The organism is Martinezella dioscoreae (assembly GCF_009176305.1).
Classification (GTDB): domain Bacteria; phylum Pseudomonadota; class Alphaproteobacteria; order Rhizobiales; family Rhizobiaceae; genus Rhizobium; species Rhizobium dioscoreae.
The window spans coordinates 1167813-1188022 of sequence record NZ_BLAJ01000001.1 but is presented as its reverse complement, the minus strand read 5'-3'; the positions used below and the strand labels follow the sequence as shown (position 1 = coordinate 1188022).

The 20210-nt window shown below is 61.1% G+C and carries 16 protein-coding genes; 7 read left to right on the top strand and 9 right to left on the bottom strand.

The window, feature by feature from the left end; all coding sequences use genetic code 11:
• Nucleotides 1-74 precede the first annotated feature (74 nt).
• On the top strand, nt 75-1010 hold the full coding sequence (locus tag GDN47_RS05715; protein ID WP_113332605.1) for a flagellar biosynthetic protein FliO: 936 nt from the start codon (nt 75-77) through the stop codon (nt 1008-1010).
• Nucleotides 1011-1103: 93 nt separating this feature from the next.
• Here the strand turns inward: GDN47_RS05715 and dksA are convergent, their stop codons facing one another.
• Nucleotides 1104-1523: an RNA polymerase-binding protein DksA gene (gene dksA / locus GDN47_RS05710; protein ID WP_004109001.1), complete on the bottom strand. Its 420-nt coding sequence runs from the start codon at nt 1521-1523 to the stop codon at nt 1104-1106.
• 281 nt (nt 1524-1804) lie between these two features.
• On the opposite strand from dksA, the gene GDN47_RS05705 reads away from it, so the two are divergent.
• From GDN47_RS05705 to GDN47_RS05690, 4 genes are all read left to right on the top strand, one after another.
• Entirely contained in the window at nt 1805-2296 is a 492-nt protein-coding gene (locus GDN47_RS05705; RefSeq protein ID WP_069613203.1) for a SixA phosphatase family protein, read from the top strand.
• A 122-nt stretch (nt 2297-2418) separates the two neighbouring features.
• On the top strand, nt 2419-3894 hold the full coding sequence (locus GDN47_RS05700; RefSeq protein ID WP_152092768.1) for a YcjX family GTP-binding protein: 1476 nt from the start codon (nt 2419-2421) through the stop codon (nt 3892-3894).
• Entirely contained in the window at nt 3891-4970 is a 1080-nt protein-coding gene (locus tag GDN47_RS05695) for a YcjF family protein (RefSeq protein WP_152092767.1), read from the top strand. The genes GDN47_RS05700 and GDN47_RS05695 overlap by 4 nt, the downstream gene beginning before the upstream one ends.
• Before the next feature lie 105 nt (nt 4971-5075).
• Nucleotides 5076-5627: a hypothetical protein gene (locus GDN47_RS05690; protein ID WP_113332607.1), complete on the top strand. Its 552-nt coding sequence runs from the start codon at nt 5076-5078 to the stop codon at nt 5625-5627.
• Between the two features lie 75 nt (nt 5628-5702).
• Here the strand turns inward: GDN47_RS05690 and folK are convergent, their stop codons facing one another.
• The 3 genes from folK to folP form a co-directional block, all read right to left on the bottom strand.
• The gene (folK, locus tag GDN47_RS05685; protein ID WP_371865489.1) at nt 5703-6230 is read right to left on the bottom strand and encodes a 2-amino-4-hydroxy-6-hydroxymethyldihydropteridine diphosphokinase; all 528 of its coding nucleotides are present in this window, start codon (nt 6228-6230) and stop codon (nt 5703-5705) included.
• Entirely contained in the window at nt 6214-6585 is a 372-nt protein-coding gene (gene folB, locus GDN47_RS05680) for a dihydroneopterin aldolase (RefSeq protein WP_069613040.1), read from the bottom strand. The genes folK and folB overlap by 17 nt, the downstream gene beginning before the upstream one ends.
• Nucleotides 6586-6646: 61 nt before the next feature.
• Entirely contained in the window at nt 6647-7504 is an 858-nt protein-coding gene (gene folP / locus GDN47_RS05675) for a dihydropteroate synthase (protein ID WP_152092766.1), read from the bottom strand.
• Between the two features lie 103 nt (nt 7505-7607).
• Between folP and GDN47_RS05670 the strand changes: the two genes are divergently transcribed.
• The gene (locus GDN47_RS05670) at nt 7608-8231 is read left to right on the top strand and encodes a DUF922 domain-containing Zn-dependent protease (protein WP_113332619.1); all 624 of its coding nucleotides are present in this window, start codon (nt 7608-7610) and stop codon (nt 8229-8231) included.
• Between the two features lie 441 nt (nt 8232-8672).
• On the opposite strand, the gene GDN47_RS05665 is transcribed toward GDN47_RS05670, so the two are convergent.
• Complete coding sequence (locus tag GDN47_RS05665; RefSeq protein WP_015340086.1) at nt 8673-8993, bottom strand: 2Fe-2S iron-sulfur cluster-binding protein; 321 nt, start codon at nt 8991-8993, stop codon at nt 8673-8675.
• Nucleotides 8994-9142: 149 nt separating this feature from the next.
• Complete coding sequence (locus tag GDN47_RS05660; RefSeq protein ID WP_113332610.1) at nt 9143-9511, bottom strand: Hpt domain-containing protein; 369 nt, start codon at nt 9509-9511, stop codon at nt 9143-9145.
• Between the two features lie 491 nt (nt 9512-10002).
• Between GDN47_RS05660 and GDN47_RS05655 the strand changes: the two genes are divergently transcribed.
• Nucleotides 10003-16884: an apolipoprotein A-IV repeat region-like domain-containing protein gene (locus tag GDN47_RS05655; RefSeq protein ID WP_152092765.1), complete on the top strand. Its 6882-nt coding sequence runs from the start codon at nt 10003-10005 to the stop codon at nt 16882-16884.
• A 137-nt stretch (nt 16885-17021) separates the two neighbouring features.
• Here the strand turns inward: GDN47_RS05655 and GDN47_RS05650 are convergent, their stop codons facing one another.
• The 3 genes from GDN47_RS05650 to mgrA form a co-directional block, all read right to left on the bottom strand.
• Nucleotides 17022-17348, bottom strand: coding sequence for an RcnB family protein (locus GDN47_RS05650; protein WP_152092764.1), 327 nt, complete (start codon nt 17346-17348; stop codon nt 17022-17024).
• A 129-nt stretch (nt 17349-17477) separates the two neighbouring features.
• Nucleotides 17478-19088 (bottom strand): glycoside hydrolase family 43 protein, encoded by a 1611-nt coding sequence (locus GDN47_RS05645; protein WP_152092763.1) that lies wholly within the window; start codon nt 19086-19088, stop codon nt 17478-17480.
• Between the two features lie 79 nt (nt 19089-19167).
• Nucleotides 19168-20199 (bottom strand): L-glyceraldehyde 3-phosphate reductase, encoded by a 1032-nt coding sequence (gene mgrA / locus GDN47_RS05640; protein WP_152092762.1) that lies wholly within the window; start codon nt 20197-20199, stop codon nt 19168-19170.
• Nucleotides 20200-20210: the final 11 nt, after the last annotated feature.

Here is a 20210-nt window from a genome sequence, read left to right as displayed (position 1 = left end):
CGACCTTTGCGCGTCACATCCGGCGCGCGGCGCTGTAAACCGCGACATCGGGGACAATTACGGAGTATCTCGATATGTTGGACGATATCGCCGGAGCCTATGGTAGCCGCTTCTTTCTCGCAGCCGGTGGAGTTGGCATTGCCCTGCTCGTACTCATTGGCATTCTGTGGATCATGCGCAACCGAGCGCCTTCTCCCTTCGTGCGCGGCGGCAAGAACCGTCAGCCTCGCCTGCAGGTGCTGGATGCCGCCGCCGTCGATGCCCGCCGCCGTCTCGTGCTCGTGCGACGCGATGGGATCGAACATCTGATCATGATCGGCGGCCCAACGGACATCGTCATCGAATCGGGCATTTCCGATGCCACCCGGGCTGGAGCCGCGACGACGCCGGTCGATATCCCCATGGCATTTGAAGAGAGGCAGTCGCAGCTGCAGAAAGCGACTGCGGTGGAAGCTCCTCCCGCAGCGCTTCCGCAGCGCCAGCAATCCGCCGAAGACAAGATCGAAGCCTATTTGCGCAACGAACCCCGCCTTGCGCCTGCAACGGAACCCGCTTCAGTGCCGCAGGTTGCCGAGCACCCACAAGCCGCCCCTGTCAAGCCGCCGCAACCCGCCCAACAACCCGCTCCGGCAATCAGCGAGGCTGAGGCAGCCGACATACTGGATGCCGCTCGCCACGTTGTCCTGCCGCAGCAGCAGCCTGCTCCCGCGCGCCAGGCGGCAGTCGAACCCACCGTCGGATCGGCGCCGACGCCTGCTGCCGAGCCTGGCAACGATTTCCAGCGCATCCTCGAAGCGGAAATGTCGAAGAACTTGACCGCCGAACGGATCATTCCGAACGCGCCGGCACCACGGCAGGTGCAGCAGCAGCCAAATGCCGCGCCATCCCCCGTCTCAAGCCCCGCAAAACGCGTCGAACCCGAACTTGCACCGCTGACCGGAGCCGACAGCGCCCTTCAGAAAGAAGTCGCTCGCATCTTCGGGGAAATGAGCGTCAGCCGCGACAAATAGGCCGCGTCCTCTCAACCGCCGGAATGGAAAAAGGCACGACGGATATCCGCGTCGTGCCTTTTTCCATAAGCCCGGTCGAAACCGAAGCGTCATTCACTCGTCGCGATAAACCTTTTCGCGGCGCTCGTGGCGTTCCTGTGCTTCGATCGACAAGGTGGCAATGGGACGAGCGTCCAGACGCTTCAAGCCGATCGGCTCGCCGGTTTCTTCGCAATAGCCGTAAGTGCCATCTTCAATACGCTGCAAGGCGGCATCGATCTTGGAAATGAGTTTGCGCTGGCGGTCGCGAGCCCGAAGTTCGATGGCCCTGTCGGTTTCCGAGGAAGCCCGATCAGCAAGATCGGGATGATTTGCGCTTTCTTCTGCTAGATGATCCAGGGTTTCGCGCGCTTCTCTAAGGATGTCGTTTTTCCATGCTATCAGCTTCGCTCGAAAATAAGCTCGCTGGTTCAGATTCATGAATTCCTCGTCTTCCGAGGGCACATAGTTGCTAAGATCGATCTTCTCACTCAACGCGATTCTCCTGAAGAACATCTCATATGGCTGGGCTGTATATCCCAACCAATAGTACCGATTCAAGCCAAATAGATGCTGTCAACTGATTTTTAAATTTGTCATAAAATTCGGCTAAGGGTCTATTTTTTCATCACTTCTTCTCGCCAGCCCCGATTCTCCGCGCTCGTAACCTTCCCGTGAAGGCGAGGCATTTCGCCCTCTCGCGGATCGCCTCGCAGTTGACGGCGCATGCGAACAGACGCTACCTCATTGGGGAAATCGAGCCCCGGAATTTCGCCATGACCAGAATTTCGCCGCCGCCGTCCAGGATCTATCTTCTACGCCATGCCGAGGCGCGGCAGGCTACGCCCGGACAGAAGGATTTCGATCGCCCCTTGAGCGACAATGGCTATGCGGCGGCCGAGATCGTCGCGGAGAAAGCGGTCGGCAAAGGCTATAAGCCGGACCTCGTCATTTCCTCCACCGCCCTGCGCTGTCGCCAGACGGCCGCTGCCATGCGCCGCGCCGTCACGCCCTCAACGGAATTCCGCTTTGTCGATGCGCTCTATAACGGCACGCCGGATATTTATCTGTCGCTCATCTCGGCGCAGACCGACCAGGAGTCCGTCATGCTGGTCGCGCACAATCCGATCATCGAGCTGACGCTCGCCGCGCTGATCGGACATGAGGCTTTCGCCGATGCCCTCCCACGTGGTTTTCCGACAGCCGGCCTTGCTGTAATCGATGCGACATCGTCAGGCTGGACTCTGACGGATTTTGTCACCGAGTAGGGACTTACCAATATGAGCCGCAATCCCGCTCGCGAGTGATTGCAGAGCCATATCTGCTCACCTTTTCGGCGCGAGTTTCGATCCCTATATTCACGGCCACACTGTCATCCAGGGATCCCGCCTTGCCCCCAAGCCTGACCTCTTTTACCGACGACGCCCTCATTGCCTTTGACAATCTGGCAGATCGCGCCGCCGGCCTCGTCAATCCGACGATCCGTCTGGGTGTTACAGGCCTCTCCCGTTCGGGCAAGACCGTTTTCATCTCCTCATTGGTGCATAATCTCCTGAATGGCGGACGTCTGCCGCTGTTCGAGCCGGTGCAATCCGGTCGCGTCTCCGCCGTCCGCCTCGAGCCGCAGCCGGACGATGCCGTGCCGCGCTTTCAATATGAGGACCACATCCGTGCCCTGGTCAAAGACCGGATCTGGCCGGATTCGACGCGTGCCATCTCCGAGCTGCGTATCACGCTGGATTATCAAAGCGCCAGCGGCTGGAACCGCCTGTTCTCCCCCGGCCGCCTCTCCATCGATATTGTCGACTATCCCGGCGAATGGTTGCTCGACCTGCCGCTGCTCGCCAAGGATTTCCGTACCTTCAGCGAGGAAACGCTGGCTCTGGCAAACACCGGCATTCGCGCCGAGCTTTCACGTCATTGGCTTGCCATGACGGAGGCGGCAGACATCGCAGCATCGGCGGATGAAATGAAAGCACGCGACCTCGCCACCGCCTTTGCGAACTATCTCAAAGCCTGCAAATCCGATGAGCGCTCACTCTCGACATTGCCGCCCGGCCGTTTCCTGCTGCCTGGCGATCTTGACGGCTCGCCGGCCCTCACCTTCGCGCCGCTGAAACTGCCCCCCGAAGGTAGCGCGCCGAAGGGCTCACTCTGGGCGATGATGGAACGCCGCTACGAGGCTTATAAGTCCGTTGTCGTCAAACCCTTCTTTCGCGAACATTTCGCACGCCTCGACCGGCAGATCGTCCTTGTCGATGCCCTGCAGGCCATCAATCGCGGCCCGGAAGCCGTGCAGGATCTGGAACGGGCGCTGACGGACGTGCTGGCCTGCTTCCGACCCGGCACGAATTCGCTCATTTCCTCGCTGCTCGGCCGTAGAATTGACCGTGTGCTAGTGGCCGCGACCAAAGCCGACCACCTCCATCATGAAAGCCACGACCGCCTGGAGGCTCTCACCCGCCGGCTCGTCGAGCGTGCGATCGAGCGCATCGGCATGGCGGGTGCCGGCATAGAGGTCATGGCCATAGCCTCGGTGCGCGCAACCCGCGAGGCAACCGTGACCCGCGACGGCCAGACGCTTCCCGTCATCGTCGGCACGCCGATGGACAAGGAAACTATCGCCGGCGAGGCTTTCGACGGCAACCGCAAGACGGCGATCTTCCCCGGCGATCTGCCGGAAAATCCGCGCTGGCTGTTCGAAGCCCTTGAATCGGATGGGGCGAAGGTCCATCTGCCCGAGGTGAACGTTGTCCGGTTTCGTCCGCCGGAGCTCGATGAAACCGGTGAAGGCATCAAGCTTTCCGTGCCGCATATCCGCCTCGACCGCGCCATGCAGTTCCTGTTCGGAGACCGTCTCGCATGACGAAATCGACCGAAAACGAGCCGAACGGCAATCGTCGTCCCGGCGCTTTCACGGTGGAACCTGAAACCTCCAGAAAAGAAGCGACACCACCAGCGGTTCGCAAGCCGCAAAGCTTCGATACCGACATCGTGCTGACGCCCGACGCGGAAGATCCGTTCATCAATCCGGCCCTCGGCGCCGATTCGGATGCAACTGCCATCGCCAAGCCCCGCCGCAAGAAATTCTCCTTCGGCAAGGTGGCGCTCGGTGCGCTTGGCATTCTCGTGTCCCTCGCCTTCGGCCTCTGGACGGATCAGCTCATCCGCGACCTGTTCAGCCGGGCCGACTGGCTTGGCTATACCGCCCTTGCGGTCGTCGCCATCGGCATTCTGGCCGTCCTTGCCATAGTCATCCGCGAGACCGCAGGAATGATGCGGCTCGCCGCCGTGCAGACCATCAAGGCGGAGGCGGAAGCTGCCATCGTCGAAACCCGACCGGCGCGCGCCAAAGCATTGGTCAAGCGACTCTGCACTCTACTCGAAGCCAATCCAGACACGGCGAGAGGCCGCGCGACCCTGAAGGCTGCAGAAGACGACATCATCGATGCGCCTCAGCTCATTGATCTTGCCGAACGCGAGCTGCTCGGCCCACTCGACCGCCGCGCCCGGGCGCTGATTCTCGGCGCGTCGAAACGCGTGTCGGTGGTAACAGCCGTCAGCCCGCGTGCCCTCGTCGATATTCTCTACGTTCTCTATGAAGCGGCCAAACTGGTCCGCGCCATGGCCGAACTCTACGGCGGCAGACCCGGCACGCTCGGCATGGCCAGGCTGATGCGCGATGTGATTGCCCACCTCGCCGTCACCGGCTCCATCGCAGTCGGCGACAGCATTGTCCAGCAACTGATCGGTCATGGCTTGGCGTCGAAACTCTCCGCACGCCTCGGCGAGGGCGTCGTCAATGGCATGATGACCGCGAGAATCGGCATCGCCGCCATGGACCTTTGCCGACCGCTTCCCTTCAAGGCGCTCAAACGTCCGGGCATTACCGATTTCGCCGGCGACCTCACGCCGAATGTCACCGGCCGCAACCCGGCGTGATGACCTGCAAATTAGGGACTTCAGCACCTTCGGAAACCAAGCATTAACCATTCTCGGGCAAAAGTGACAACCAGTTTCACGGTTTCGCCTCGCTAGGGAATGTCCATGTTTTCGCGTCGATTTCTTCTTGTAAGCAGCCTTGCCGCCGCAGCCATCTCCACCGGCGCCTGGACGCAATCAGCCGAAGCGGCTCCCCGCGACAAGGCGTTCTTCCAGTCGATCTCGGGCACATGGAGCGGCCCCGGCGAGATCGTTGCCGGCAAGTACAAAGGCACGAAGTTCACCTGCAATCTCACGGGCAAGCCATCCGATGGCAGCAGCGCCGGCGTCAAGCTCGACGGCACCTGCCGCGTCGGCGTCTTCCAGCAGCCGATGTCGGCCGAGATCACGCAGAGCGGCGGCTCCTATAGCGGAAAATTCCTGGATGGTGCGGCCGGCAAGGGCCTCGATGTCACCTCCGGCACAGTCAACGACAATACGGTCGTTCTTGGACTGAACCGTCAGAAGCTGAACGGTGCCATGATTGCCCGCGTTCCGGACAGCAAGTCGATGAACGTCACCATTTCGGTGAAGGTCGGCGAACAGATGGTGCCAGTCATCGGCGTCACGCTGAAGCGCGCCGACGTCGACCAGATGGCGGTTGGATCGATCCAGTAAGCGTCCGACAGCAACTCACAAAGAGAGAGGCCGGCAATTTTGCCGGCCTCTCTCTTTATAGTCATATGGTCCAGTTCAGGCGGTTCGCCACCAGTCACGGTTTTCGTCCGCGACCTCGATACCTTCGACATCAACATCCCGCAGCCAATCGGCGACTGCCCTACCCTTGACCACGAGATCCGCGGCGAAATCGGCAAGCGGCATCAGCACGAAACCACGCTCGACCATTCGCGGATGCGGAATGGTGAGCAGCGGCTCGACCTGTTCCAGATCTCCATAGGTCAGCACATCGATATCGATCGTTCGCGGCCCCCAGCGCTCGATCCGCACCCGCTTCATCTGCCGCTCTATGTCGAGGCACACGTCCAGCAAGGCTTCCGGCGTGAGGGTCGTATCGACCGCAGCACAGGAATTGTAGAAGAAGGATTGGTCCGTCTTGCCCCAGGGCGGCGTACGATAAAGCCGAGACACCGAAATCACCTGACAATCGGCACGGGCATCCAGAGTGCGCAAGGCGAGCGCCATGGCGCGGACCGGGTTGTCCAGATTGCCACCCAAACCGAGCGTCGTCCGCACGGCTACACCTTCAGGCAAAATGCTCAATGCTCACCTGCACATAATCGAGAACGCCCGGAACCGGGGCATTGGGCTTGCGTACCGTGATTTTGGCGCGGCGGATACCCGGAAAACGACGGCATAGTTCCTTCGCCACATCGAGCGCCAGCGCCTCGATCAGATAGCGTCGGCGCCCGGTCACGATTTCCTCGATGACGCTGAATGCGATGCCGTAATTGACGGTGTCGTCGATCGAATCACGCTCCAGCGCATCGCCGGCTTCGACATCGAGTTCGGCATCGACGAAGAAGCGCTGGCCAAGGAATTCCTCCTCATCATGGACGCCGTGCCGGGCAAAGAAGGCGCAATTCTGCAAAGTAATGGTGTATGTCACAGCGCTCATGGCGTCTCTCCGTTTCGAACAGGCGCGATCGGGTCCGAAAACCGCTCCCTGCATTCGAGCATTATGCTTTAAGTCTCGCGCGCGTCCTGAGAATAGCATCCGCAACCGCCAGCGCGTCCCTGTTGATTGCGACATTGTGTACGCGGAATATCGCAGCCCCCTGCAACCGCAGGATCGCGCTGGTTGCGGCAGTGCCGACGTCCCGATCGGCTGCGTCGCGACCCGTTATAGTGCCGACGAACCGCTTGCGCGAGGTGCCGACCAACAGGGGCAGCTCGAAGCGCAGCAGAGCATTGAAACGCGTCATCAGCTCGAGATTTTCCTCGGCATTCTCCTTGGCGAAGCCAAAGCCCGGATCGAGCACGATCGTCTGCCTGTCGACGCCGGCCGCAGCGGCAATCTCCAGCGAGCGATTGAGAAAGAAAAGCTGGTCATCGATCACGTCAGGCAGCTTCTGCCGCTCACGCCCGGTATGCATAATGCAGAGACCAGCACCCGTTTGCGCCGCCACGGTGGCAATTTCTGGCTCGCGCTGCAGACCGAACACATCGTTGACGATATGCGCGCCGGCGCCGATCGCCAGCCGCGCCGTATCGGCGCGATACGTATCGACGGAAATCAGCGCATCGGTCCTGCCGCGCAAGGCTTCGATGACGGGCAGTACCCGCCCCTGCTCCTCGCTGGCATTGACGGCGGCGGCACCCGGTTTGGTCGATTCGCCGCCGATATCGATGATGCCGGCCCCGTCCTCGACACAGGCCAGCGCATGGGCAACGGCCGCATCGACGGCCTCATAATGCCCGCCGTCGGAAAAGGAATCCGGCGTCACATTGACGATAGCCATGATGACGCTTTGTCCGCCGACATCGATACTGCGGCCATGCGCGACATGCCAGGTTTGGCTGCGAAGCTCCGTCACGAACCGTCCATCCCATTGAAAAGGAAAAAACCTCGCGCTTGATATTGCGCTCACAGTGGCTATGCCGCAAGGTTCGCAGAAGTTCAACATGGTAGCGACACGAATGCCGCTTGCATCCCATAAGTTCAGTCTTTCGTGTGCATTGCTGCTCGCGTTCTGCATACCCAATGTAGCCGGCGCGGAAGTCATCGCCCGCAAATCCATTTCCTATTTCGACATCAAGGGCAGCACCGCCGACGAGCTCGATGCCGCCCTGAACCAGCGCGGACCGCTGGCGATCGGCTCCAGCAGTCACCATCCCGGTGCGACGAGAATCCGCTTCGGCGGCAATGCGACCTACAGCGAAGCAAACGGCCGCTGCTATATTTCCGGCGTCAAGGTTACGGTCGATACGGAAATCATTCTGCCGCGCTGGCGTGACCGGCGGCATGCCAGCAAGCAGCTTTCCATGATCTGGGATACATTGGCCGCCGATATCCGGCGCCATGAAGACCGGCATGTCGAAATCGCCCGCCAGCACGCGCGGCAGATGGAAAGGCAGATCCTGTCTCTGCCGTCAGCCGGCAATTGCGATGCGCTTCAGGAAAGGGCAAATGAGGTGACGTCGCGGGAAACCGACCGGCACGATGCCGATCAGGCGCGCTTCGACCGCATCGAAGCGATCAATTTCACGAGCCGGATGCAGAGGCTGCTCCACTATCGCAGCCGCCAAGGTGCCCGGCAGTAGCCTTTCAAAAACTACCTTCGGTGCAAAAGGCGATCAGAAGCGCCAACTGTGGGAAATCAGTCACTATATCCTGTGAATCGTCTGATCTCGTCGCTCTTTGAACTTTACGAGAATCTGAAATAGGTTTTTCCTATCAATTACAGAGACAAACGCACTGGTTGATTCGAAGAAGACCAGGCGGATGTCGCAAAAGGATCGATTTTGAGTACCTGCGTTGGCGGGTTTCTTCGCTTTTCGGCGCAGTCGGGTTTGTTTCTTAAAGCATGCGCTAAGTGTTCTCCTGGCGCGTCCTGAAGCCGCAGGTGTTTCCTCCCTTGCCTGCGGTGATGCGCCCGCCTCGCCTCGCTCGCTGCACCAGCTGAGCGGGGCATCTTTTTTGGGCATTCGACCCTCAGCGGGATTATCGCAACGGATCGAGCGGGACGTGCCAGAGGTCCGGTGTTAGGCCTGCCGCTCCGGCACGTGGACGACAAGGCCGTCCAGCGCACTCTTCATCTTGATCTGACAGGAGAGCCGCGAGTTTGGACGAACGTCGAAGGCGAAGTCGAGCATGTCTTCTTCCATGGCTTCCGGGCCGCCGACCTTCTCGGTCCATTCCTCATCGACATAGACATGACAGGTGGCACAGGCGCACGCACCGCCGCATTCCGCTTCGATGCCTGGAACGGAGTTGCGTACGGCATTTTCCATCACGGTGGAGCCCTCGTCGACATTGAGGTCAAAGCGCGTCCCGTCGAAGGCGACGATGGTCAATTTGGTCATGTGGGTGAATTCCGATATTTCGTGAATGAAGGGTGATCGGAATTTTACTTCCAACAAATCGATGGGGCAGTCAACATTTGCGCCGCCGAAACGGTTTGTCCCGTCCGGCGGCGCAAGGGTGCACATCATTGATCGTCGAGCGGATCGGCTCAGCGCGAAAGCTTCAAAATGAAGTTTTCGGCCTCGATGACGCTGGTTGTGACCGCTGCCATGTGAGCGGCGTCGCCGACATTGCTTTCGAGCGCTCCAGCCGCATCCGCCACGCGGAAGGCACCAACGGCGCTGGCAGCGCCCCTCAGCTTGTGCGATGCGGCCTCCACTCGCTTGGGATCGCCGCTGCCGATCTCCTGCAGACAGGAACGGGCCTGCCTTGCGAACATCTGCAGCACCTCGACCTCAAGTGCCTTGTCGCCCATCGTTTGCTTGCCGAGATGGACGAGATCGATCGCCCGCTCCCGCGACGGAGCCGCGCCACGCGAATTATCAGGAGATTCAAATGCGATGTTCAAAGCTGCCATGTGCCAATGCTCCCGTCATTTATCTATGACTGTTTTAGGGACCTGCCGCATAGTTGCGGCTCGGGCATGGCCATCCAGTTAAATTTTGGCACATTGAGGGCCGAAAACTCCAGACATGGTTAACGTGCGTTAAACATGCTCAAAATCTTGGGTTTTCATGGCGTTGAACAGATAAACAAGGTTAATGTCACCTTAACGATCCACTGGCTTTAAGGTGGAATTAATTGTCATGACTGGGGGAATGTGTCACTACGATACTAGTAAATTGGGTAGATGGCACATGCCTTTGCCCCGGAAGTGGATGATGGTAATGTTTTCATAACATCCGTTTGAAAAACCAGTTATCCACTCTGAATGTAATGGGAAATCCAAATTCGATGTTGATCGAAGGCGGAAGACCCGCGGGAGGCAGGGTTCGTCTTTTCCGGACGCGGCGGAATTACCGGAAAAGACACGGCAAGCCCGAGTGAGTTGTAACGAGGCGTAACCGCATGGCGAACAAAAAGTACATCGAGTCGGTCGAGGACAAGGCCTTTCAGGCATTGGACGAAGCGCTGCAGATCGATTTCAGTGACGAGAGCTTGGAGTCCCGCAGCGGCACTACGCCCGATGTCCCGGAGCGAAATGTGTCTGAGCCGCCGAAACAGCCGATAAAGCAGACCAGGGATGATGCCGCCCGCAAGAATGGCGGCGCACGCAGCACCGCCGCCCCTGCTACCCCGCCCCGCCCCGCCGAGGCGCCGAAGAACCCGAACCTTGCAGCCGCCAATGACGGCAGCCGGGCGAGTTCCGCTAGCATATTGAGAGCGCTCGACGGAGCCTCGCAGAGCCACGCGGTGCGAAACGCCACGATCTTCTCGCTGTTCTGGATCATCGGCGGCGCCGGCCTCGCCTTCATGCTCTATGGCACGCAGATCCGAAACATCCATTCGATCGCGGATCTCGCAGCCCTTCCAGGCGTCATCGCCTGCATAGTCGGCATCATCGTTCCGGTGCTGCTCTTCTATGCTTTCGGCATGATGATTTCGCGTGCGCACGACATGCGCAATGCCGCCCGCTCCATGGCGGAAGTCGCTCTGCGTCTCGTCGAGCCGGAAACCGTTGCATCCGAGCGTATCATGACGGTCGGTCAGGCCGTGCGCCGCGAAGTCTCGGCCATGAACGAAGGCATCGAACGCACCATTGCGCGCGCCACGGAGCTCGAAACCCTCGTCCATACCGAGGTCAATGCGCTGGAGCGCAGCTACGCCGACAACGAATTGCGCGTGCGCAGCCTGGTCCACGAGCTGGGTACCGAGCGTGACGCCATCGTCAATCACGCCGAGCGGATCCGCTCGTCAATCTCCGGCGTGCACGATCAGATCAAGGAAGACCTGTCGCTGGCGACCGAGGAAATCGCCGTGCGCCTCTCGACCTCGGGCGAAGCCTTCGCATCGATGATCGATACGCGCGCCGCCGCGCTGATGGAGAAATCGGATTCCGCCGTCCAGGCCCTCGGTACCCTCCTTGCCGCCAAGACAGACAGCCTGCTTCAGAACCTCAACGCTTCGGGCCTCGCCCTCAGCCACGAATTCGACACCCGCCTGGAATCTCTGTCCTCGACCCTTGCCGAACGCGGCAACGCGCTGCTCGGCCAGTTCGAAACGCGCGCGTCGACGCTCGATGCCAACACCGAAAAGCTGAACTCTGCACTGAACGAACGTGCGCGCCAGCTCAACGAGACGCTGGTTGCCCGCACCCGGGAAATCAGCGAGAGCCTCACCGGTGGCGAACGTTCCATTACCGGCACGCTCGACACTGTTCTGTCCCGCCTCAACACGGCCCTCGACGAAAAGGGCGCGAGCTTCCGTCAAAGCCTGCAGTCGACCGCAGATGATGCCATCATGGACATCGATCTGCGCTCCGGCTTCTTCGACGAGCGCTTCCAGTCGACCATCGCACAGCTTTCGACGGCGTTCGACGAGCGCGTATCGGAATTCACCTCGGCCTTCGATAAGCGCGCCGGCACCCTGGATACCAAGCTCACGGAAAGCCTCGCCCGCATCAATCAGTCGCTCGGCAGCAATTCCGATGCGCTGGAAGGCATCCTGACCTCCAGCATCGAGCGCCTGGGTTCGCATCTCACCGATCAGTCCCTCGCACTGGCAACGACGCTGGCAACCGGACAGGAAGTGCTCGAAAGCGCCATCGGTTCCAAGGCGAACGAGATCACGTCGGCGTTGCAGAACGCCACGACTGGCATTTCCTCGGCCCTCACCTCGGGCACGAGCGAACTCAACACCACGCTCGCGTCGCATGCCGGCGCCTTCACCTCCGCCGTGCAGGGTGTTACGCGCGACGTCTCCGCCGCCCTGCAAAGTGGCACGGAAGAACTGACCTCGGCCTTCACCGGTCGCGCCAATGACATCAACAATACCCTCTCTGCCCGCACCAGCGAGATCACGCAGGCTTTGAGTTCCGCCCATGAGCGCGTCGATGCCGTGATGGCCGCTCGCAGCAACGCGCTTTTCGGCGCCCTGGCAGACAACCAGTCTCGTTTCGAGCAGACGCTTGCCGAACGTTCGGAAGCGATCACCAATGCCGTCAGCGGTTCTCACGAGCATCTGACCGCCGCGCTCGACGAACGCACCTCGATGCTGGCCATTTCACTGGCCGAAAGCCAGTTGCGCCTCGAAAACACGCTGGCGAGCCGCGCCGATGCCATCAACAGTGCCATGGCCGACACCCATAGCAAGCTGGCCGACACGCTCGACGACAAGACGATGGCGCTTGCTATTGCGCTTTCCGAGGGCCAATCCCGCCTGGAAGACACCGTTTCCGGTCATGCGGAACACGTTGCCGGTACCCTGGATGCGAAGACCAAGGACCTTGCGCGTGCGCTCGCCGAGGGTCAGGCTCGTCTCGAAAGCACGGTCTCCGGTCACGCCGAAAGCGTCACCAATGCCCTCGACGACAGGACGATGGCGCTCGCTATCGCGCTTTCCGAGAGCCAGGCCCGGCTGGAGGAAACCGTTGCCGGTCACGCCGATCGCGTCGCCGACACGTTCGAAGGCAAGACCAGTGCGCTCGCGGCCGCTCTGACCTCCGGCCAATCTCGTCTCGAAGAAACCCTCGCCAACCGCGCCGAGGCGATCATCAAGGCATTTGCAGGCAACCACAATGCTTTGACCGAGGCGCTGGACGACAGAACGATGGCGCTCGCCATCGCGCTGAGTGAAAGCCAATCCCGCCTGGAAAGCACCATAGCCGGACACGCGGAAAGCGTTGCAAGCACTTTGGATGACAAGACGATGGCATTGGCCGTTGCCCTCTCCGAAAGCCAGGCCCGCCTTGAAAACGCCGTTTCCGGCCATGCGGAAAGCGTCGGCGCCACACTGGACGACAAGACGATGGCACTCGCCATCACGCTGTCGGAGGCCCAGGCCCGTCTCGAAGATACCGTCTCAGGCCACGCCGAACGCGTTGCCGATACGCTCGAAGGCAAGACACGGGCACTCTCCGATGCGCTGACCTCCGGCCAGTCGCGCCTTGAAGCAACGCTTGCCAACCGCGCCGAGGCGATCACCAACGCATTCAGCAGCAACCACAACGCGCTGGCCGACGCACTGGACGACAAGGCGATGGCGCTTGCCATTTCGCTCTCCGACACCCAGTCACGCCTCGAGGATGCGGTATCGAGCCGTCTCGACGCCCTTTCCGAAACGGTTGCCGGCACTCACGACAGGATCGTCAACAGCCTCGACGACCGGACGATGGCCCTGGCTATCGCCCTTTCGGAAGGCCACGCGAAGCTCGAAGACACTCTTTCCAACAGCGCCAAGGCCATTGCCCATACCGTCACCAGCGGTCATGAGGCACTGACCAACACGCTCGATGACAAGAGCATGGCCTTCGCGATCTCGCTCGCCGAAAACCAGAACCGTTTCGAAAGCGCCCTGGAAGACCGCGCCAACGCACTCCTGGACAGCGTCTCCGGCGCAGAGTCCCGCGTCGCCGGCGCCTTTGGCGACAAGGCGGATGCCATTCGTGCCGCCTATAGCGAAAACCAGGATCGCCTGGACCGCTCGCTCGCTGCCCATACGAGCGCCCTCTCCGAAATGCTTGGCAGCAACAGCGATCGCGTCGAGACCGTTCTCGGCACCACCACCCGTCAGCTCGAAAACACCCTCGGTGCCGGTCTGTCGCAGATGGATCAGAACCTGGCCTCGGCCTACGAGCGTATGCGCTCCACGCTGGAAGATCGCAGCAATGCGATCAATCTCGCCCTGCGTGACGCCCATGCGCAGATCGACAATACGCTGATGGAGCAGACGACTGCTATCGGCACCTCGATCGCTACCAGCGCCAGCATGCTGGAAATGTCGCTGGAAGATCGCGAGGCTTCTCTGCGTCAGACCATCGACGCGAGCGCAAGGATGTTGGAAGAGCGGCTGAATAGCGGCGCGGGCGACATTGCCGGCCGTATCCAGCAGGCCGCAGGCGACATCGCGCGCTCGGCCGAAACCTTCTCGTCCAACCTCAACCAGTCGATCGACGGCATGACGAACCGCTTTGCCGAGACCGGCTCGCGGGTCGAGGCTAGCCTGTCAGCTCTTGAAAACCGCATCAATGAAGGTGTTACAGGCGTTGCCGCTCAGGTCGACGCTGCCGGCAACCGCCTCTCCGATACGCTGGCGAGTGGCGCGGCGAAGATCGACGACAGCGGCAGCCAGGCATCCGCCCGCATCGAAGAGCGGCTCTCAACCATGGACCGTGCCCTCAATGTCGGCCTCGAAGCCGTCAATCGCACGATCGAAGGCAAGGCCGCCAATCTGGCCACCACGCTGCGCACGGCCGTCGCCGACGCCGCGCAAGGCATGGACACGGAGGCGACGCGCACGGCCGAGCTGCTCGCCAACACCGGCCAGCAATTCGCCGAAAACCTCGGCAACCACAGTGATGCCTTCGCCCGCGCCATGACCGAGCGCTCCAACGACCTCGTCAACCGTGTCTCGGAAACGCAGAACCGGTTGGCAAGCCAGGCTGCGGCCGTCGCCCAGACCTTCTCGGAAGCCGGTAATGCGATCGTCAACAAGGTCGCCGAAGCCGAGGGGCTCGTCAGCAATCAGGTCAATACGATCTCCCAGGCCCTGTCTTCCGCGGAACAATCGCTGGAAGCCCGCGGCGCAGCTATTCGCAACACGCTTGCCGGCGGCAGCGAGCAGATTGCTGCCTCCATGGCCCAGGTCGAGCGCGCACTCGACGAGCGCAGCACCGCGATCCGCAGCTCTCTGGAAGAGCGAGCCCGTGAAATCGGCTCGACGCTTGCCGATGTCGACAAGGCGCTGGAAGCCCGTGGCACATCCATCCGCACCTCGCTTGACGAGCGTACCCGCGAGCTGAATTCGATGCTTGCCGGACGTTCTACCGAGCTGTCGCGCCTCATCGACGAAAAGGCTCGCCCGATCGTTGATCGCTACGCGGCAACGGGTCAGGAAGCTGCAGCTCTTATCTCTGCAGCAGCTCAGGAAAGCACGGAGCGCCTGCGCGCTGAAAACGCCGCTCTCATCAACGCGATCTCATCGCGCACAGAGCATGCGGTCAACACGGTCAGCGCGCTCGAAAACAACCTGCTTGCAAGCGTCAACGGCATCATTGCGCGCTTGGCGGACAACAACTCGGCGATTGCCGGCCTGTTGTCCAATGCGGCCACCGAATTCGCAAACGTCGACGATCGCCTCACCGCAACCTCGTCGCGCTTCGCCGAATCTGCCGCGAAAGCCGGCGAGATGGTCTCGGCGTCGAGCCGCCTCCTCGAAGGCAAGGTCGACAAGCTGTCGGAGATAACCGGCCAGACCCTGTCGCAGGTCGGCAGCATCGTCGGTCGTTTCGACGATCACTCCAAGGTGCTGACGCAGGCATCCCAGCTCCTGGGCGCCGCCCAGTCAAACCTCGTATCGACGCTGGAAGAGCGCGAAACGGCACTGCAGAATCTGGCCGTCGGCCTCGTTCAGCGCTCGGAGGAGATCGAAAACACCATGCGCGCCCTCGGCTCGATGGTGGAAACAGCCTTCGATCGGGCGGAGCAGCGGTCGAACCAGGTGACCGGCAACCTTCGCCAAAGCGTGCAGTCCTCCTTCGGCGATATCGGCCGCGTTCTTTCCGACGCCGAGAAACGCGCCGAAGATGCGGCAGAAAACATGCGCGCCGCCTTGCAGAAGGCCGGCGAGGAAGCGAACCAGGCTGTCGAAAACACATTCGCCAATGCCGAGCGCCGCTCCAGCGATCTCACCAATCGCCTGCGTGGCGGTCTCACGGCCTCGCTGTCAGAGGTCGAGCAAATGCTCGCCGACGCCGGCAAGACCTCCGAGACGGCAGCCCAGCAACTGCGCGAAACCCTGCGCGTTGCGGTCGATGACGCAATCGGCCGCTTCGCCGGTGCGACGGATGAGATCCGCCGCTCGGCCGGTGATATTCGCCGCGAGCTTGACCTCACCCGCAGCGAACTGAAGCGGGGTGCCTTCGACCTTCCGGAAGAGGCAAAGGAAAGCGCCGCAGCCATGCGTCGCGCCGTTGCTGAACAGATCAAGGCCCTGCAGGATATCTCGCAGATCGTCGGCCGCTCGACGCAGCAGCTGGAGATTTCCGAGCCTGCAGCCCGTGCCCTGGCGGATGCGCAGCCTGCGCCACGACCCGCCGCACCTGCCCCGGCAGCTGCAGCTCCGCGGCAGCAACAACCTGCTCCGCAGCAACCGGTGCAACAGCCGCCGGTCGTCCAGCAGCCCGCACAGCGCCCGGCACCGCAGCCGCCCTCGATCGAGTCCCTCGGCTTGCGCGGGTCGATCCCGGCCGAGCGCCCGGCGGCACAGCCGCAGCGTCCGGCGGAAACAGCAGCTCCTGCCCGTCAGGAAGCAGCCGGCGGCGGCTGGATCAGCGATCTGCTGCGTGGCGCATCGCGTGATGAAAATGCTGGTCTCCAGCCAGCCCGTCAACCGGCACCGAAAGCGCCGGCTGAACAGCCTCCTGCTCCTGCTGCACGCAACCCGCGCCATGTCGTGGAATCGCTGAACTCGCTTTCGGTCGATATCGCCCGCGCGATCGATCATGACGCCTCGGTCGATCTGTGGCGCCGTTACCAGCGCGGCGAACGCGACGTGTTCACACGCCGCCTCTATACGCTCAAGGGCCAGCAGACCTTCGATGAGATCAAGCGCAAATACGACCGCGAGCCGGAATTCCGCACCGCAGTCGATCGCTACATCGCCGATTTCGAAAAGCTGCTCACCGACGTTGCTCGCACCGATCGCGACAAGACGGTCACGCAATCCTATCTCACATCAGATACCGGCAAGGTCTACACCATGCTAGCGCACGCAGCGGGTCGCTTAAGCTGAGATAGACAAAGAACGAATGAGCGATCCCCGGCAGAGATGCCGGGGATTTCTGTTTCAGGCTGCTCCATAGTTTTCGGGCACGAAAAAGGGCGGTTCTCGGCCGCCCTTACTTTGCTTGGCAGTAGCCCCATCCGGGTTTACCGGGCCTCGTGCACCTTCGAAATCAAACCGCTGGTAATGCCGACGAGGAGAAAGTTGTTCTTCAGGCGAACCCAGTGATAGCCGCGCGGGGGTGCGGACAACTGATAGGCGCGGTAGTCGATTTCCGTTGCACGCCGCCGGTCGGAGGCCGACAGGCGGCGTCCCTTGACCCAACCGCCCTTACGGATGACGACCTTCTTCTTCACCACTTCCTTCTGGACGACAGCCTGCTTGCCAGCGGGCGCAGCCTTGACTTGCGCAGTTGCAGCCAGCGGCATTCCGATAATGGACGCCGCAAGAAGAACAGTGAAGATTTTTCTCATTGGTTGTTTCCTCATTTCAGAATCTGCACGCGAATTTATCGTGACAGACATGAAACGAGTCTGACAGTCGAATTACAATTCCGTAATGGATGCGATTGGTTCGGCCAGGCGCCTGCTCCACTGGAAGTCTTATAACTCATCATAGTTGAACCAGTCGAAATCCGCCGTCTTTGCCCGGCCGGACGTGTCGAAAGCAAACATGCCGACGAAAGCACCGGTGAAGGAACCATGCTCGCCGCGCCCGCCCTCATCCGAGATGACGCCAGCATCCAGCACAGGCCCGACCGCCTGCCATGCGCCCATGCCCTCGTCCTGCCAGAAGAACTGCAGATCGTTGTCCCGCACCTCCATGGCAAGCTGGATCCGCCCATCGGGCACTGCGACGCCACCCTCGATCGGAAAACTCAGGCGGCCGTTCGGATAATCGCCCGGGCAGGTCATGATGGTGACGCAGCGGCCGAGCTTCTCATGCAAGGTCACGGCGATGGCATGCAGTTTGAAGCGATTGTAGTAATGGGTCAGGCCGGCAACCTGCTGGTAGGTGTCGGGTTGGAAATCGACAACCGTTTCGGCGCGGAAACTGTGATGCTCCTGGCGACGGGCGACGAGCGCCTGCTCGAGCCAGGAACCGATGCTTTCGCGTGCGAAAAGCCGCAAATGGTTGGGGCGGTCCGTCAGGCTGAAAATGCGTTCCGGCTGCGGCGTGCGCAGCCACTGAAAATCCGTTGGCAGTCTGGCCTGATCGAAATTGTAACCGCTACGGCGCGGCCTCTCGATCGGCACCGCACCGTTCAGGCCGGCCACATTGACATCGGGAACGCTGGTGCCGTTTTCGAGATAGAGCCAGCCATCCTCTTTCCAGACGCATTTCTGCAGAGCGGTCTCGCGGCCGAGCGTGCAGCGGCGATGCGGCGGCAGAGGCCGCCCGCAAAGATGCGTATGATAGAACTGTCCGTCATGCGTCTCGACATATTGTCCGTGGCCGGCGCGCTGTAATGCCGCTTCCGGATGATCCTTCGAGGTGATCAGGTATTTGTTGGGATGTAGTTCGTACGGCCCGGCAATGTCGCGGGAGCGCGCCATGGTCACGGCATGATCGTAACCAGTGCCGCCTTCTGCCGTGGTCAGATAATACCAGCCGTTGCGCTTGAAGAGATGCGGCCCCTCGACCAGTCCCAGCTCCGTGCCGGCAAAGATGTTCCTGATCGGCCCTTTCAAGGATTTCGTCGCTGGATCCCATTCCTGCAGCAGAATACCGTCGAAGGCCGGCGTCTTCGGCGAGCCGCCATAGCTCTCCGTGCGGTGGTTCCATTGCATGTTGACGAACCACTTGCGTCCGTCATCGTCATGGAACAGAGACGGATCGAAACCGGAGGAGTTGACATAGACCGGCTCGGACCATTCGCCTTCAATCGTCGGCGAGGTCACGATGTAGTTATGGGCATCCTTGAAGTTGCCGTCATAGCGCTTGACGTCGGTATAGACGAGCCAGAACAGACCATCCGCATAGGAGAGGCAAGGTGCCCAGATGCCGCAGCTGTCGGGTTCGCCGCGCATGTCGAGCTGCGACGCACGCTCCAACGGCCGCCTCACCAGGGTCCAGTTCACGAGGTCGCGCGAATGATGGATCTGCACGCCCGGATACCATTCGAATGTCGAGGTCGCGATGTAGTAGTCCTCGCCGACGCGGCAGATGGACGGATCCGGATTGAACCCCGGCAGGATCGGATTGCGGATCATGAACTCTCTCCTCCGGAGACCATGGCAAGCGGCAATAAGGTAAAACGCCCGGAAACCAGTTCCGGGCGTTTCAGAATGTTCAATCGCGTTCGGCCGATTTGGCCCAGAGATTGATGTCAGCTTCCTTGGCATAGACATCGATCTGCTTCAGCTCTTCGGCGGCGAAGTCGAGATTATCGAGCGCCTTGACACAATCGACGATCTGCGACGAACGGCTCGCGCCGATCAGGGCAGAGGTGACACGGCCGCCGCGCAGAACCCAGGCGATCGCCATCTGCGCCAGCGTCTGGCCGCGCTTCTCGGCGATCTCGTTGAGCTTTCTGATATTGTCGATGATCGACGGACGGATGAAGTCGCGCTTCAGGAAGTGGTTTTGCGCGGCACGGCTGTCTTCCGGAATACCGCCGAGATACTTGGTCGAGAGCATGCCCTGAGCCAACGGCGAGAAGACGATCGAGCCGATGCCGAGATCTTCGAGCGTATCCACCAGACCGTCGTCCTCAATCCAGCGGTTGAGCATGGAGTAGCTCGGCTGATGGATCAGGCATGGCGTGCCGAGTTCCCTAAGGATGGCCGCAGCCTCGCGCGTGCGCTGCGAGTTGTAGGAGGAAATGCCGACATAGAGCGCCCTGCCCGAGCGGACGATATGGTCGAGCGCGCCGCAGGTCTCCTCGAGCGGCGTGTCCGGGTCGAAGCGGTGCGAATAGAAGATGTCGACATAGTCGAGGCCCATGCGCTTCAGGCTCTGGTCGCAGGAGGCGATCAGATACTTGCGGCTGCCCCACTCACCATAGGGACCCGGCCACATGTCATAGCCTGCCTTGGAGGAGATGATGAGCTCGTCGCGCAAGCCGGCAAAATCGGTGCGTAGGATCTCGCCGAATGCGGTTTCTGCGCTGCCGGGAGGCGGTCCGTAATTGTTGGCGAGATCGAAATGGGTAATGCCGAGGTCGAAGGCCGTGCGGCACATGTCGACCTTGCGGTCATGCGGTGTGTCGCCGCCGAAATTGTGCCAGAGCCCCAGCGAGACCGCCGGCAGCTTGAGACCGGAACGGCCGGTCCTGTTGTATTTCATTTTTGAATAACGATCGGATGCCGGTTGCCAGGCCATGATGGAATTCC